General features: G+C 61.4%; 13 protein-coding genes. 1 reads left to right on the top strand and 12 read right to left on the bottom strand.

Going from position 1 to position 14,524, the window contains the following annotated elements:
* Positions 1-1,035 carry an alpha/beta fold hydrolase gene (locus ACTJK7_RS06570; protein ID WP_064383855.1) on the top strand — a complete coding sequence of 345 codons (1,035 nt, stop codon included), beginning with the start codon at positions 1-3 and terminating at the stop codon, positions 1,033-1,035.
* Position 1,036: 1 nt separating this feature from the next.
* Here the strand turns inward: ACTJK7_RS06570 and ACTJK7_RS06565 are convergent, their stop codons facing one another.
* The 12 genes from ACTJK7_RS06565 to ACTJK7_RS06510 form a co-directional block, all read right to left on the bottom strand.
* Positions 1,037-1,366: a GlpM family protein gene (locus ACTJK7_RS06565; RefSeq protein WP_162831789.1), complete on the bottom strand. Its 330-nt coding sequence runs from the start codon at positions 1,364-1,366 to the stop codon at positions 1,037-1,039.
* Between the two features lie 20 nt (positions 1,367-1,386).
* Positions 1,387-2,715: a sigma-54-dependent transcriptional regulator gene (locus ACTJK7_RS06560; RefSeq protein ID WP_064383854.1), complete on the bottom strand. Its 1,329-nt coding sequence runs from the start codon at positions 2,713-2,715 to the stop codon at positions 1,387-1,389.
* Positions 2,712-4,625 (bottom strand): sensor histidine kinase, encoded by a 1,914-nt coding sequence (locus ACTJK7_RS06555; RefSeq protein WP_440779871.1) that lies wholly within the window; start codon positions 4,623-4,625, stop codon positions 2,712-2,714. Before ACTJK7_RS06555 ends, ACTJK7_RS06560 begins: the two co-directional genes overlap by 4 nt.
* Before the next feature lie 157 nt (positions 4,626-4,782).
* A complete protein-coding gene (locus ACTJK7_RS06550; RefSeq protein ID WP_064383852.1) occupies positions 4,783-5,517 on the bottom strand; it encodes an amino acid ABC transporter ATP-binding protein in 735 nt (244 codons plus the stop codon).
* Positions 5,514-6,185 (bottom strand): amino acid ABC transporter permease, encoded by a 672-nt coding sequence (locus tag ACTJK7_RS06545; protein ID WP_064383851.1) that lies wholly within the window; start codon positions 6,183-6,185, stop codon positions 5,514-5,516. Before ACTJK7_RS06545 ends, ACTJK7_RS06550 begins: the two co-directional genes overlap by 4 nt.
* Positions 6,185-6,931, bottom strand: coding sequence for an amino acid ABC transporter permease (locus ACTJK7_RS06540; protein ID WP_064383850.1), 747 nt, complete (start codon positions 6,929-6,931; stop codon positions 6,185-6,187). Before ACTJK7_RS06540 ends, ACTJK7_RS06545 begins: the two co-directional genes overlap by 1 nt.
* Positions 6,932-7,124: 193 nt before the next feature.
* A complete protein-coding gene (locus tag ACTJK7_RS06535; protein ID WP_108563146.1) occupies positions 7,125-8,051 on the bottom strand; it encodes a glutamate/aspartate ABC transporter substrate-binding protein in 927 nt (308 codons plus the stop codon).
* Positions 8,052-8,314: 263 nt separating this feature from the next.
* Positions 8,315-9,583 carry a tryptophan permease gene (gene mtr, locus ACTJK7_RS06530; protein ID WP_440779869.1) on the bottom strand — a complete coding sequence of 423 codons (1,269 nt, stop codon included), beginning with the start codon at positions 9,581-9,583 and terminating at the stop codon, positions 8,315-8,317.
* A 69-nt stretch (positions 9,584-9,652) separates the two neighbouring features.
* Positions 9,653-10,990 carry an amidase family protein gene (locus tag ACTJK7_RS06525; protein WP_064383847.1) on the bottom strand — a complete coding sequence of 446 codons (1,338 nt, stop codon included), beginning with the start codon at positions 10,988-10,990 and terminating at the stop codon, positions 9,653-9,655.
* 31 nt (positions 10,991-11,021) lie between these two features.
* Positions 11,022-12,722: an NAD(P)/FAD-dependent oxidoreductase gene (locus ACTJK7_RS06520; RefSeq protein ID WP_440779868.1), complete on the bottom strand. Its 1,701-nt coding sequence runs from the start codon at positions 12,720-12,722 to the stop codon at positions 11,022-11,024.
* A 28-nt stretch (positions 12,723-12,750) separates the two neighbouring features.
* A complete protein-coding gene (locus ACTJK7_RS06515; RefSeq protein ID WP_064383845.1) occupies positions 12,751-13,233 on the bottom strand; it encodes an aromatic-ring-hydroxylating dioxygenase subunit beta in 483 nt (160 codons plus the stop codon).
* Positions 13,214-14,488, bottom strand: coding sequence for an aromatic ring-hydroxylating dioxygenase subunit alpha (locus ACTJK7_RS06510; RefSeq protein ID WP_234420588.1), 1,275 nt, complete (start codon positions 14,486-14,488; stop codon positions 13,214-13,216). The genes ACTJK7_RS06515 and ACTJK7_RS06510 overlap by 20 nt, the downstream gene beginning before the upstream one ends.
* Between the last annotated feature and the right edge of the window lie 36 nt (positions 14,489-14,524).

Here is a 14,524-nt window from a genome sequence, read left to right as displayed (position 1 = left end):
ATGTTCAAGGGATTTTTTGCAATCGCGGCGTTGTTGGCCGCGGTTTTTTTCGTTCCGGCGTCCTACGCGGCGTCGCGTTGCGACGTCAATGTACCGACCGAACGGGTCGATCTGCAGCAGGTGAGCCTGGCGTACCAGAGCATCGGTCGTGCGTCGGATCCGGCGTTGCTGCTGGTGATGGGACTGGGCGGGCAGTTGATCCACTGGCCGGATGAAGTGGTGGTTGCGCTGTGTCAGCAGGGGTTCCGGGTGATCCGCTATGACAACCGCGATGTCGGTCTTTCGACATGGCGCCAGGCGCCGGCCGACGCCAATCTGACCTTTGAAGTGCTGCGCTACAAACTCGGCCTGCCGGTGGCGGCGCCTTACAGCCTGACCGACATGGCCGACGATGCGCTGGGCCTGATGGACGCGCTGCACGTCGAGCAATTCCACGTGCTCGGCGCGAGCATGGGCGGGATGATCGCTCAGCACATGGCGGCGATGGCACCGCAACGGGTCGAGAGCCTGACGCTGATCATGACCAGCTCCGGTGCCGAAGGGTTGCCGGCGCCGAGCGCGGCGTTGGTGCAGTTGTTGTCACGGCGCGGTGCTCCCAATCGCCAGATCGCCTTGGAGCAACAGGCGGATCTGCTGGCGGCGCTGGGCAGTCCGACGGTCACTGATGATCGCCAGATGTTGCTGCATCAGGCGGCGCTGTCCTATGACCGGGCGTTCAATCCCGAAGGCGTGAAGCGCCAAATCATGGCAATCCTCGCCGAACCGAGCCGGGTGGCGTTGCTCAATCAACTGCGCGTCCCGACCCTGGTGGTGCATGGCACGGCCGATCCGTTGCTGCCGGTGATGCACGGCGTGCACCTGGCGGCGCACATTCGTGGCAGTCAGTTGCGACTGATTCCGGGGCTGGCGCACCGTTTTCAGGAAGCGTTCAAGGAGCCGTTGCTGGCGGCAGTGTTGCCGTATTTGCGCGAGCATCGCGAAGACACGTCGCACTGGGCGCAGATCGAACCGGTGGCAGAGCACAACCTGCTCTGACTCAGGCGTGCAGCCGCACCCACACCGACACCAGCACCGTCGCCGCCATCAGCCACGCCACCGCCGCCACCGCCAGCGACGCTTCGAGACGCATGCGGTCGACCATCACGTACAAGGTCGCCAGATACACGAAGTACGGAATGATCGACCACATGCCGAACACGATGGTGGTCTTCAGGTCGTCGATCGAACGGCCCTTGCCGACGATGTAATGGGCAATCAGGGCGAAGGTCGGGAACAGCGGCACCAGCCCTGCGATGTAGTAGTTCTTGGTCTTGGCCAGCATGGCGAGGATTACCACCACGGCCGCACCGAGCATTGCCTTGAAAATCAGATCCACATCGTTCTCGCTTAATGGCTCAAGCCGTATTTCTTCACTTTGTCGAACAGCGTGGTCTTGGCCATCCCCAGTTCCAGGCTGGCCTGGGTCAGGTTGCCGCCGCTGCGTTGCAGGGCGTCGCTGAGCAGGTTGCGCTCGAACGCTTCCACCGCTTCGGCGAAAGCCAGGCCCTGACCTGCGCTGCCCGCGCCGGTTTTCTTGAACGCCGGCAAGCCGAGGGCAAAACGCTCGGCGACGTTGCGCAGTTCGCGCACGTTGCCCGGCCAGTCGTGGCTCATCAGGCTCGACAACGTCTGGTTGTCCAGCTCCGGCAGCGCCCGGTCGAAGCGCAGGGCCGATTGCTGGGTGAAGTGTTCGAACAGCTGCAGGATGTCTTCGCGGCGCTCGCGCAGGGGTGGCAGTTCCAGCGTCACCACGTTGAGGCGGTAGTACAAGTCGCTGCGAAATGCCCCGGCCTTGCTCGATTCGTCGAGATCGGACTTGGTGGCTGCGATCACCCGGCAATCCACCGCCACGCTCTGGTTCGAGCCGAGGCGTTCGAGGGTGCGCTCCTGCAACACCCGCAGCAGTTTGATCTGCAACGGCAGCGGCATGCTTTCCACTTCGTCGAGGAACAGCGTGCCGCCGTCGGCGTGTTCGATCTTGCCGATCCGCCGTTTGCCGGCGCCGGTGAAGGCGTTGGCCTCGTGACCGAAGATTTCGCTTTCGAACAGGTTTTCCGGCAGGCCGCCGCAGTTCAGCGCGACAAATTGCTTGGTGTGGCGACGACTGAAGTCATGCAGGCAGCGGGCGACCAGTTCCTTGCCGGTGCCGGTTTCGCCTTCGATCAATACGTTGGCCGAGGTGTCGGCGACGTTGGCGATCAGTTCGCGCAGGTTCTGCATGGCCGGCGAACGCCCGATGATCCGTCCTTCAAGGGAATCGCGTTCGGCCAGTTGCCGGCGCAGGGACGAGACTTCGCGATTCAGGCTGCGCTGCTCCAGGGCACGACGGGCCACATCGACCAGACGCTCGGGGGAGAACGGTTTTTCCATGAAGTCGTAGGCGCCTTTCTGCATCGCGCCGACGGCCATGGAGATGTCGCCGTGGCCGGTGATCAGCACTACCGGCAGGCTGCGGTCGCGTTGCTTGAGCCGGGTCAGCAGTTCCAGGCCGTCGATGCCCGGCAGGCGAATGTCGCTGATGACGATCCCGGCGAAGTTGTCGCCGACCTGCTCCAGCGCTTCTTCGGCACTGCCGACGCCGATGCAGGGGATGTCTTCGAGGGTCAGCGCCTGCTGGCAGCCGAGCAGGACATGGGGGTCGTCTTCGACGATCAATACACTGAGGTCGTTGTTCATATTGGCTCGGCAGGAGTAGGGCTTACCAACGGTAAACTGAGGACGAAAGTGGTACCACCGCTGGCCGGGTGCTCGACACCCAGATGCCCGCCGGTGGCGGCGGCGAGGCTGGCCGACAGGGTCAGGCCGAGGCCCAGGCCCTGTTCGCCGGGTTTGGTGGTGAAGAACGGTTCGAACAGGTGCTTGCGCGCTTCGGCGTCGATGCCGTGGCCGTTGTCGCGCACTCGCAGGCGATATTTGCCGTTGAATTCTTCACCTTCCAGCCACAGTTCCGGCAGCGGTTGCGCCTGCATGGCGTCGAGGGCGTTGCCGATCAGGTTGACCAGAATCTGTTCCAGGCGGGTCTGGTCGATCTGCACCTGCACATCGTCGAATTGGCGATGCAGTTGCAGGAATGCACTTTCGACGCGGGCGCCGAGCACTTGCAGTGCGGCATCCACCGCTTTGCCGAGGCTGGCGCGGCCCTTGTCGTCGCCGCGCCGGGCGAAGGAACGCAGGCTGGCGGTGATCCGGCCCATGCGGTCGATCAGGTCGTTGATGGTTTTGAGGTTGGTGCTGGCGACATCGAGCTGGCCGCGCTCAAGGAAGCGAATGGTGTTGCCCGACAGCGTGCGCATCGCCGCCAGCGGCTGGTTCAGTTCGTGGGCGATGCTGGTGGACATCTGGCCGATGGCCGCGAGTTTGCCGGCCTGCACCAGTTCGTCCTGGGCGCGGCGCAAAGTCTCTTCGGCCTGACGCCGTTCGCGGATCTGGCTCTTGAGCCGTTCGTTGCTGGCGCGCAGGTCGGCGGTGCGTTCGGTAATCCGACGCTCCAGCTGATTGTTGGCTTCCTGCAAGGCTTCGCGGGCGGCGAGGCGGGTGGCGATGACCTTGCGCCGCTCGTTCCAGGCGATCAGCAGGAACGCCACCAGGGCAAACGCCACGGCCACCAGAATCCCCTGATTGATCGCCTCGCGCCGCAGGTCCTGTAACGGGGTGAGCAGGGTGAAATTCCACGGGGTATCGCTCAGCGGCCGGGTTTGTGCGAGGTAGCTGATGTTTTCTTCATCGCCATCCTGCTGGCTCGGCACCTCGCTGTTGGCCGGGAAAGTGAGTTTCTCCACGCCTTCGGACAGGGTTTCCCGGGCCAGCGGTTGCAGCTCGTTCAACGGGAACCAGTAGTACTGCAGGCTGCGGGCGAGTTTTTCCTTGGTCTCGTCGCTCAGCGGTATGACCGATTTCAGGCGCCGGGCCGGATCGCTGGACAGAATGATGATGCCGTTTTCGTCGCTGACGAACGCTTCAAGGCGCGCCCGCTGCCAGCGTTCCTCCAAGGCTTCCAGACGCACCTTGACCACCGCGACGCCGATGATCTTGCCGTGTTCTTCAAGGCCGTGGGCCAGGTAATAACCGGGCTCGCCGTTGGTGCTGCCGATCCCGTAAAAACGTCCGGGCTGGCCGCGTACTGCGTTCTGGAAGTAAGCGCGGAACGACAGGTCTTCACCGAGGTAGCTGTCGACGTCGCGCCAGTTGCTGGTGGCCATGACACGGCCGGTGGTGTCCATGACGTAGATGGCCCGACTGCGGCTGCGCCGGTTCAGGCCTTCAAGGTAATCGTTGACCGTTTGCCGGTGGTCCGGGGTCGGGTCGTCCAGCAACTGCGCAACGCTCGACTCGAGCTCCAGCAGGCTGGGCAGGTAGGTGTATTTGCTGATCTCGCTTTCGACCGCGCGAGCGTGCAGTTCCAGCTGGCGCTGGCCGTTTTCGCCGAGGCTGCGGATACCGAAATGTTCGCTGGTCCAGAAGCCGATGTAACCCAGTCCGATCATCAGGGCGATGACCAGCGGCGGCAGGAACAGGTGGCGGATCAGACGGGGTTTCACGGCAAGTGATGGCGGCGTGGCGCGATAGAGGGTGGGGTCGCATTTCATCACAGATGCCTTGGGTCAACCACAACACTTACCTGATAGCTGTCACTGCCCCTGTGGGAGCTGGCTTGCCAGCGATAGCGGTCTGTCAGTCGCCATCATCGACAACTGACGGGGCCCCATCGCGGGCAAGCCCGGTCCCACAGGAAACGCAGTGCTTTTAGTGCTGCAGGATTTTCTCGAGGAAATGCTGCGCGCGTTCGGAGCGTTGTTTGATGTCGCCGAAGAACTCTTCTTTCTTGCAGTCTTCGATGATCTTGCCGGCGTCCATGAAGATCACGCGGTCGGCCACTTTACGGGCGAAGCCCATTTCGTGGGTCACGCACATCATGGTCATGCCTTCGTGGGCCAGTTGCACCATCACGTCGAGCACTTCGTTGACCATTTCCGGGTCCAGCGCCGAGGTCGGCTCGTCGAACAGCATGACGATCGGGTCCATCGCCAGCGCACGGGCGATCGCCACACGCTGTTGCTGACCGCCGGACAGTTGGCCGGGGTGCTTGTGGGCGTGAGCCGACAGGCCGACGCGCTCGAGCAGCTGCAGACCCTTTTTGGTCGCCTCTTCCTTGCTGCGGCCCAGCACCTTGATCTGCGCAATGGTCAGGTTTTCGGTGATGGTCAGGTGCGGGAACAGTTCGAAATGCTGGAACACCATGCCCACGCGCGAGCGCAGTTTCGGCAGGTTGGTCTTCGGATCGGCAATCGACGTGCCGTCGACCACGATGTCGCCTTTCTGGAACGGCTCCAGTGCGTTGACGCACTTGATCAGGGTCGACTTGCCCGAACCGGACGGACCGCAGACCACGATCACTTCACCCTTTTTGACCTCGGTGCTGCAATCGGTCAGCACCTGGAAGTCCCCATACCACTTGTTGATGTTCTTGATAGAGATCATACGGCGAACCTTTTTTGCAGACGCTTGACCAGCTGCGAGGCGGCAAAGCTGATGATGAAGTACATGAGACCTGCGAAGATCAGGAACTCATTCGAACGGCCAATGATGTCGCCACTGGCGCGTGAAGCGTTGAGGAAGTCCACCAGGCCCACGGTGTAGACCAGCGAGGTGTCCTGAAACAGGATGATGCTCTGCTGCAGCAGCAGCGGCGTCATCTTGCGGAACGCCTGGGGCAGGATGATCAGGCGCATCATCTGGCCGTAGGTCATGCCCAGGGCCTGCGCCGCGCCCATCTGGCCTTTCGGGATCGACTGCACGCCGGCCCGGACGATTTCGCAGAAGTACGCCGCTTCGAACATCATGAACGCCACGATGCACGAGGTGAACGCGCCGATCGGGGTGTCTTCGCCGGTGATCCAGCGCAGCACGAACGGCACTGCCAGGTAGAACCAGGTGATCACCAGCAGCAGCGGAATCGAGCGGAAATAGTTGACGTAGGCGCCGGCGATGCTCGACAGCAGCTTGCTGTGGGACAGACGCATCAGCGCAAGAATGGTACCGAGGATGATCCCGCCGACCACGCCCAGCGCCATCAGTTTGAGGGTCATCAGCATGCCGTTCCACAGGCCGGGAATGGCCGGGACGATGCCACTGAAATCGAATTCCATTATTTACCCCCCACGGAGATCAGGCCGGGCACGGCGACTTTCTTCTCGACCATGCGCATCAGCAGCATCAGGCTCATGTTGAGGGTGAAATAGATCAGGGTCGCCAGGGTGAAGGCTTCAAACAGGTTGGCCGAGAATTCGGCGGTCTGTTTGGTTTGCGCCAGCAGCTCCATCAGACCGATCAGGGACGCCACGGAGGAGTTCTTGAACACGTTCAGGAATTCCGAGGTAAGCGGCGGAATGATGATCCGGTAGGCCTGGGGCAGCAGCACGTTCCAGTAGATCTGCGGCAGTTTGAAACCCATGGCGCGGGCGGCGGATTCCTGGCCCCGTGGCAGCGCCTGGATGCCGGTGCGAACCTGTTCGCAGACCCGGGCGGCGGTGAACAGGCCCAGGCAGACGACAACGCTCAGGTAGGCCGAAGTGGTCGGGTTCAGATCCTGTTTGTACCAGTCCTGCAGGTTTTGCGGCAGCAGGTCAGGCACCAGGAAGTACCAGATGAACAGCTGAACCAGCAGCGGCACGTTGCGAAACAGTTCCACGTAGCAGGTCGCGATGCCCGATACGAGGCGGCTCGGCACGGTGCGCATGATGCCCAGCAGCGAGCCGAGCAGCAGGGCGATGATCCAGGCCACGACGGCGATGGCGATGGTCCAGCCCAGACCGGAAATGAACCAGTCGAGATAAGTCTCGCTGCCCACGCCGGTGGACTTGAAGAACACGCCCCAGTCCCAGTTGTAATTCATTAGGGTCTCCCCTCGAAATCGATCGATGTACAAGCACCCGCTTGGGGAAGATCCTTTCCCGTCCGACGTTGAACGCCGGGCACACGCGATCGGCTCGGAAACCGCCAGGTCGAGTGTTCCACAGTAAAGCCAGCAGGTAGTAACAGACGCCTGAGGGAGGGTGGCTCCCTCAGGCGATAAGGTTAGTCAGGAATCAGATTTTTACGTCAGGCGCCGGCTTGTCGCTCGGGTTCTCGATCAGTTTCTTGACCTGCTCGCTCATCTTGAAATTCAGGTTGAGGTTTTTTGGCGGGATCGGTTGGGTGAACCACTTGTCGTAGATCTTGTTGATCTCGCCAGACTTGTACAGGCCGACGATGGCGTCATCGACAGCCTTCTTGAAGGCCGGGTCGTCCTTGCGAACCATGCACGCGTAGGCTTCGAAGGACTGCGGCGTACCGGTGATGATCCAGTCGGCCGGCTTCTTGGCCTTGGCTTCTTCACCGGCCAGCAGGGCGTCGTCCATCATGAAGGCAACGGCGCGGCCGCTTTCCAGCATGTTGAAGGATTCGCCGTGGTCTTTGGCGGAGATGATGTTCATGCCCATCTGCTTGTCGGCGTTCATCGCTTTGATGATGCGCTCGGACGTGGTGCCGGCGGTGGTCACGACGTTTTTACCTTTCAGGTCAGCAAAATCCTTGTAGGACGGGTTGCCATCCTTGTCTTTCTTGACCAGCAGGCGGGTGCCGATTTCGAAGATGTTGGTGGTGAAGGCGACTTGCTGGGCGCGTTCGGCATTGTTGGTGGTGGAGCCGCACTCGATGTCCACGGTGCCGTTCTGTACCAGCGGGATACGGGTTTGCGAGGTGACCAGGTTGTACTTGACGTTCAGGTCAGGCTTGTTCAGGTCTTTTTTCAGGGCTTCGACGATAGCGACCTGAATGTCGTGGGAGTAGCCCACGGGTTTGCCCGAAGCATCGGCGATGTAGGAGAACGGGATGGAACTGTCACGGTGACCGAGCGTGATGGTGCCCGAGTCGTTGATCTTCTTAAGGGTGCCGGTGAGTTCGGCAGCGAAAACTGGTGTGCTGATCAGAGCGGCAGCAATGGCTGCGCCCAGGATATGGGGAACGATGCGCATCAAATTTTCCTCGACATTGTTTTTTTTATGGAGCCGTTTGAGCGGGCCCTTTTGTACTTCGAATGCCTGACGGCTCCGGTTGTGTTGGCGCAACAGGCATTCGTCGAAGGAGTGTAGAGCATGAGTCGTGCCAGACCAGTTGCAACAAGTTAACTGGTTGATTTTGTTGGTTATTAAAGTTTTGTGATGGTGTTTTTCAACGTTTCTGATCCGGTAATCCGAACCGACCGACGGGTCGCGTTCGGAAAACCGAATGCGGCGATTCAGCGCCAGACCGGCAGCAGGTCGAGGGTGAACAGCAGGTGCGAAACCGCGCAGATCACTCCGAAAAACAGTACCAGGCCGATCATTGGCGTCCCGCCCCAGACCCGATAGAGCGGGCTGCCAAAGCGTTTGCGCGAGGCCCTGGCCAGCAATGCCGGGGTGATGACGGCCCAGAGCGTGGCGGCCAGCCCGGCGAAGCCGATGGCGTGAATGAAGCCTTCCGGCCAGAGAAACCCGCAGAGCATCGGTGGCAGGAAGGTCGCGGCAGCGGTTCGCAGGCGGCCCATGGGCCGATCATCGAAACCGAGCACGTCAGCCAGATAGTCGAACAGGCCCAGGGTCACGCCGAGAAACGAGCAGGCCACGGCGAAGTTGGAAAATAAAGTCAGCAGCAGGTCGACATTGGCACTGTCCAGACGTGAGCCCAGAGCGCTGATCAGCACGTCGATGTTGCCGCCGCGCCGGGCGATGCCTTTGAAGGCTTCGCGCTCAATGTTGCCCATGCTGCACAGCATCCATATCAGATACAGGCCCAGAGCGATCAGCGTGCCGCCCAGCAGGCACGCACGGATTCGCTGCGGGTCCTTGCCGAAATGCTTCATCAGGCTCGGTACGTTGCCGTGAAATCCGAACGAAGTCAGGCAGAAGGGCAGAGTCACCAGCAAGTAGGGCCAGTAGTGGGTGGTGCCGCTGTTCAGGTCGAACAGCGTGGCCGGTTGTACATGGCCGAGCAGGCCGCCGAAGGTCAGAAAGAATGCAAGGATCTTCGCGCCGAACACCACGGTGGTCATCCGGCTCACCGCCGAGGTGCTGAGCCAGACGATGAACGCCACCAGCACGGTGAAGCCCAGCCCGCCGATGCGCGGTGGCAGCGAGATGCCCATGGACTGGACGGTGTGATGGATCACTGAACCGCTGGCGGAAATGTAGGCGTAGGTCAGCGTGTAGAGCACGAAAACAATGCTCAGGCCGTTGATCCGGTTCCACGTGCGCCCCAGCAGATCACGGGTGATGGTCGAGAAACTCGCGCCTTCGTGGTAGTTGAGGTTGGCCTCGAGAATCATCAGGCCCGAATGCAAAGTACAGAACCAGGCAAACACCAACACGGCGACTGAACCGTAAAACCATAGCCCGGACATGACCACCGGCAGGGAAAACATTCCGGCGCCGACGATGGTTCCGCCGATGATCATGGCGCCGCCGAGGACCGAGGGCGAGCGTTCGAGTGCGGCGGTGGAAGTGGATGAAGCAAGTGGCGTGGCACGCATGGCAGGGCCTGCATTGATTTTGTCATGAAGGATTCGATCCAGCTCGCCCCTTGCCGGGGCGAGCCGTGCTCATCGGATGTTCAGCAGGGGGGACAACCGACTCACTGCTTGCAACAGAAATCCGTCCTGCCCCGGCAATGCATCGAACGACAGGCCTACCGGCAGCGAACCCTTCGCCGCCACCGGCACGGTCATGCTCGGCGCTGCCAGGTTGCTGGCCGGATCGGTGTTGCGCACGAACCGCTCGAAATGGCTTTCATCCGCGCAATCAGCCAGCAACGGCGCACTGCAACTGACCGTCGGGTAGGCCAACAGATCCAGCTGGTGGTGGCTGAACAGTTGCCGGTACTCCTGCTCCAGCCGGACCTTGCCCATCAAGGCCTGCACATAGTCGGTATAGGAAATTGCCGGGTTTTGCAGCTGTGCAGTGAGGATTTTCTTGATTCCGGGATCGCCGATCCGCGCCAGGATGTCGAGGAATTCTGCGCCGCGGCCTTCCTTCATCAGAAACCGTGGAAAGTCGATGAAGAATTCGTAGATCGGCAGCGGGAACTGGATGCACTCGTTGATCTCGCCGATCACCGTATCGTCGACCGCAACGATTTCCATGCCGGCGCTGGCGAGCGCATCGATGGCGGCACGGCAATCGCGGCTGACGTTGTTGTCCAGATCGGCCCAGAGGAAACGCTCGGGAATTCCGATGCGCAGAGCACGATCTTCGGGCAGTGCTGGCAGGTGTCGGCCGCTCAGTTGGCCGTGGACGAACCGGCAGTCTTCCACTGTACGCGTCAGCAGGCCTGGTGTGTCCTTGGTCTGCGAGACCGGGACGATGCCGTCGGCCGGGTATTCGCCGGTCGTCGGGCGCATCCCGACGACGCCGCAGAACGCCGCCGGTATACGCACCGAGCCGCCTGTATCAGTGCCTACCGCGCAGGGCACCAGCCCGGCGGCGACAGCGGCGGCACAGCCACCGCTGCTGCCACCGGCGCCATGCAGCTCGTTGGCCGGGTTGATGACCGCGCCGTAGGTGTGGTTGGCCGACGTCACGCCGAACGACAGTTCGTGCATGTTGTTCTTGCCCACCACCCGCGCGCCCAGTTGCTTGAAGCGCGCCACGATACCGGCGTCGTGCTGCGGCCGGTAATCGGCCAGGCCAGGGGTGCCGGCCGTGGTCGGCATGCCGCTGACATTGATGTTGTCCTTGAAGGATACCGGCAGCCCGTAAAGCGGCGCCTGGCGATCCGCGTCCGGCGTGTAGGCGAACAGCGCGGGGTCGAAGGTGATGAAACTGTGCAGATGCTGCGCCCGGTCATGGCGCTCGCGCAGGGCTTGCTGCCAAGTGTCGAGGCAGAGCTCGCCACGGCGAAATCCGTTGACGAGTTGTTCGATGGAAAACTGTCTGTACATGGAGAATCTCGGCGAAAAGAAAGGAACGCAATCAGCAGTAGCGGTACTGCGGAACCAGCCCGTCGAGCGGATTACCGTCGATCAGATCGCCACCCAGGCTGCTGATGACCGAGCAGGCTGCGTTCAGGGCTGTCTGGATCGAACCTTCGGCCCAGCCGCCGGTGAACGAAGCGCCGCAGCCCGCCAGGTAAAGACCGGTGTCCTGACGCGGATCGAGAGCGGTGCGGAACTGATAGAACAGACGTTCGGAATAGATGTCGTCGCCGGGGAAATTCAGCTTGAAGGCGCCGAGGGCATGCTTGTCGGTCAGCCAGTCGTATTCGAGCACGTAGCGCTGGTAGTCGCCGTTGAGCGGGATCAGGTGGCGGGCGAATTCCGGCGCGCTCATCGCCAGCTCGTCCACCAGGCGCAGGCAGCGCTGCACTTTGTCGGTCATGGAGACCATCTTGTGCGAGTCGTCTTCCCAGGTGTAACTGATCAGCACCACGCCCCATGAATCCGGGTCCTGTGGCGCGTAATCCAGGCAGTACACGCCCTTGACGAGGGTGTCGGTCTGGATGTTCTGCGCCAGGCCATGTTTGAGCCAGAACTTGTCCCTGGTCAGGATGAACAGCTTGGAGGACCCGACCATGTGGGTTTCATTGATGGCCCGGGCCACGTCGCGATTGACGAACGCCTGGTTCTGGGTGAGCTTGAGATTGACCTGCAAGGCGCGGGTCGTGGTGGTGGTGATCACCCGGTCGCAGGCGTAGGTTTCACCGTTGCTGCCGGCCAGCAGGATTTGCCCGTCGGCCCCCCTGTTGATCGATTCGATGCGGGTACGGCAGATCATGTCGCGCAGTTGCATGCCATTGAACCGGGTGTCGGCAATCAACTCGGCCAGCGAGGAGATGCCGTTCGGCACCAGTCGCTGATTGACTTCCAGCGCGTTGACCACCAGCCGCAGAATCTCGGTGAACGAGGCGCGATAGACCGACTGGAAACCACCGGAACCGATGCCCAGCGAGCCGAACAGGTGGAAGTCTTCCGGTTTGCGCCAGACCTTGCCGCCCGGCGGGTTCTTGCTGGTGAAGATACGCACCATCGCCGAATAGAAAGAGCTGTCACCGAAGCAGTCCAGATAGCGTTGCCATTCCGGCTGCACTTCGCAGTAATTGTGCTGCTTGAGCATTTCGGTCAGCAGCAGCGGCGGGGCAAGGCGGGTGCCGTCGTCCAGTACCGCGCCTTCGCGCAGGAAGGCATTCCAGCCCTGATGCACGGTGCTGAACAGCGCTGGCGGCGGTTGCATCGCGGCCCAGTGATGGGCCTCGCCACGGTAGTGCAGCTCAGTATCGACCACCCCCGGATCGGGAAAGGCTTCGGTGGTCTGGATGCCGAACTTGTTCAGGTAATGGAACAGCCCGACCTCGCTCGGTGGAAAGCGCATGGCGCCCATTTCCGCGATGAACTGCGGTTGTTCGTCATCGAAGCATTGAGTCAACAGGCGACCGCCGATGTGGCTTGCTTCGGCCTCGAACAGGGTCACGCGACGGGCACCGGCGCGCAGCAATTCATAGGCCGCCACCAGCCCGGTCAGGCCGGCGCCGACGATGCCGATGTGTTTTTCCGCCGTGAGTGCCGGCAGATTTCCGATGGCCTGGTCGGCGTTGCGCAGGAACTGACCGTAATCGTAGAGCAGGTCGACATAAGGGAAAGACAGGCACGCGGTATCCTGGCTGGCAGGATTGTTCATGGAGTTCACAGGGGTAATTCTCGGTCGGTCAGATAATGAGCTGCAGGCTTTCGAGGGCGCGATCGGGGTTGAGCAACAGGATCTTCTTGCCCTGGATTTTCCACTCGCCGTCGAGATTGATCAGCCGATGTTCGACGGTGGCGGGGTAATGCCATTCGCGCTCGCCGCGGGCTTCGCAATACAGCAGATTGCTGCTGGCAACGGCGCTGTACGACGGCTCTTCAATCGTGATCCGGGGGCGCTGGGCAATGTGCAGGCAACGGCTTTTCGGCTGTTGGGAAAAGTTGCGGGCATTGGCCAGGCGGTTGATGCGCAGGGTGGTCAGGAAGCGGTCTTCATACACCAGCGAGGATTCGTGCAGCGGGCTGCGCTGTTCGCGGGTCATCGGAATCCAGTAGGTGTAGTCATCGCTCAGCAATTGCTGCCAGGCGTCGAAGTCCTGTTGATCGAGCAGGTGCATTTCGGTCTCGAGCAAACGCTCGATGGCCCGTTCAGTTTGATCGTGGTGCATGGTCATCCCGCATCAGGTTTTGCCAGTTGTCGTAGAAGTTGCGCATCGCCAGTTCACTGGTGCCGGACACTACGCGGGTCTGATCGTAGGTCTCGCCCGGTTCGAACAGGCGGGCAACGTTGACCCATTCGTTGGCGTCGCTGTGCAGGCCTTCCATGGCGCGCTCGTACATCTCCACGTCGTCATGGGCGACCATCGAGCATGGCGAGTTGATCAGGTTGTTGTACTGCACGGTGCGCTCCAGCAACTGCACCGGAGCGCCTTGCAGTTCGAAGATCCACGACTCGACGATGGTTTCCGTTGCGCTGACCGGGCGGATCACCCGCAAGGTCTGGATCGGGCCCTTGACCATCAGGTTGGGGAAATACACGGTGTTGTGCCGGGTATCGTCGAGGATGGCTCGGGCCTGGTCTTCGCCGTAGCTTTCCACCATCAGCTCCCAGTAGCCGGGAATGCTCGTGTAGGCTTTGTGGATCGAGTTGCTGACCCCGGTGTGTCCGTGGCCGTTGGGCCAGACGCGGATACCCATGCCGGCGAAGAATTCGTACGAAGCCATGAATGGCGAGAACAGTTCCACGGCCATCGGCGCAGGCTGGCTCTGGTCACCGGTTTCCTTCCACAGGCGAATGGCTTCGCCGGCCGAGGATTCGTGGGCGATCATCGGGTGGCAGGTATCGGTCTGGTTGTCGACGACCATCTTCCAGTTGCAGCGATGCTTGTGCAGCAGCGGCTGACCGACCACGCGCAGCTTGCCTTGCGGGGAGCGCATGACCATGTTGTCCAGCGTTGACAGCGAGTCGCCGAAAAACTCGTCGAAACCCATGCCGGTTTCACTCAGGCGCACGAACACGAAGCCGCGATAGTTGCGTACCGCCGCGACTGGCTGCATGCCCTTGTGGGCCGAGCAACTGCTCAGGTCGCAGTCGTCGTATTCCTTTTTCACCGGGATGCTCAACAGCTCGCCGTCGGTCTTGAACGTCCAGGCGTGATAGGGGCAACGCATGAAGCGGCCCACGTTGCCACGCGCTTGCGCCAGCACTTTCACACCTTTGTGCGGGCAACGGTTGTGCAGCACCACGATGTCACCGTTCTTCTGGCGCACCATGGCCAGCGGCTGGGCGGCGAGGGTGGCGGTGAAGTAATCGCCGGTTTCTGGGATCAGGCTGTCGTGGCCCAGGTAGCACCAGCTTGCGGCAAAGACGCGTTGCTGTTCCTGTTCGAACAGTTGTTGATCAAGGAACAGAGACTTGTGCACTTCTCTGCCATTGAAATAGTTGTCCAACGGGGTGTC

It is taken from the genome of Pseudomonas sp. 22085 (assembly GCF_052045815.1).
In the GTDB taxonomy this organism is placed as follows: domain Bacteria; phylum Pseudomonadota; class Gammaproteobacteria; order Pseudomonadales; family Pseudomonadaceae; genus Aquipseudomonas; species Aquipseudomonas glycinae.
The sequence above is the reverse complement of the archived record's forward strand: the minus strand, read 5'-3'. Positions and strand labels throughout refer to the sequence as shown.

What these genes read in the sequence shown, in the direction of transcription:
- ACTJK7_RS06570 (WP_064383855.1), top strand. Translation starts at nt 1, where the DNA reads ATGTTCAAGGGATTTTTTGCAATCGCGGCGTTGTTGGCCGCGGTTTTT.
- ACTJK7_RS06560 (WP_064383854.1), bottom strand. Translation starts at nt 2,715, where the DNA reads ATGAACAACGACCTCAGTGTATTGATCGTCGAAGACGACCCCCATGTC.
- ACTJK7_RS06555 (WP_440779871.1), bottom strand. Translation starts at nt 4,625, where the DNA reads ATGAAATGCGACCCCACCCTCTATCGCGCCACGCCGCCATCACTTGCC.
- ACTJK7_RS06550 (WP_064383852.1), bottom strand. Translation starts at nt 5,517, where the DNA reads ATGATCTCTATCAAGAACATCAACAAGTGGTATGGGGACTTCCAGGTG.
- ACTJK7_RS06545 (WP_064383851.1), bottom strand. Translation starts at nt 6,185, where the DNA reads ATGGAATTCGATTTCAGTGGCATCGTCCCGGCCATTCCCGGCCTGTGG.
- ACTJK7_RS06540 (WP_064383850.1), bottom strand. Translation starts at nt 6,931, where the DNA reads ATGAATTACAACTGGGACTGGGGCGTGTTCTTCAAGTCCACCGGCGTG.
- ACTJK7_RS06535 (WP_108563146.1), bottom strand. Translation starts at nt 8,051, where the DNA reads ATGCGCATCGTTCCCCATATCCTGGGCGCAGCCATTGCTGCCGCTCTG.
- mtr (WP_440779869.1), bottom strand. Translation starts at nt 9,583, where the DNA reads ATGCGTGCCACGCCACTTGCTTCATCCACTTCCACCGCCGCACTCGAA.
- ACTJK7_RS06525 (WP_064383847.1), bottom strand. Translation starts at nt 10,990, where the DNA reads ATGTACAGACAGTTTTCCATCGAACAACTCGTCAACGGATTTCGCCGT.
- ACTJK7_RS06520 (WP_440779868.1), bottom strand. Translation starts at nt 12,722, where the DNA reads ATGAACAATCCTGCCAGCCAGGATACCGCGTGCCTGTCTTTCCCTTAT.
- ACTJK7_RS06515 (WP_064383845.1), bottom strand. Translation starts at nt 13,233, where the DNA reads ATGCACCACGATCAAACTGAACGGGCCATCGAGCGTTTGCTCGAGACC.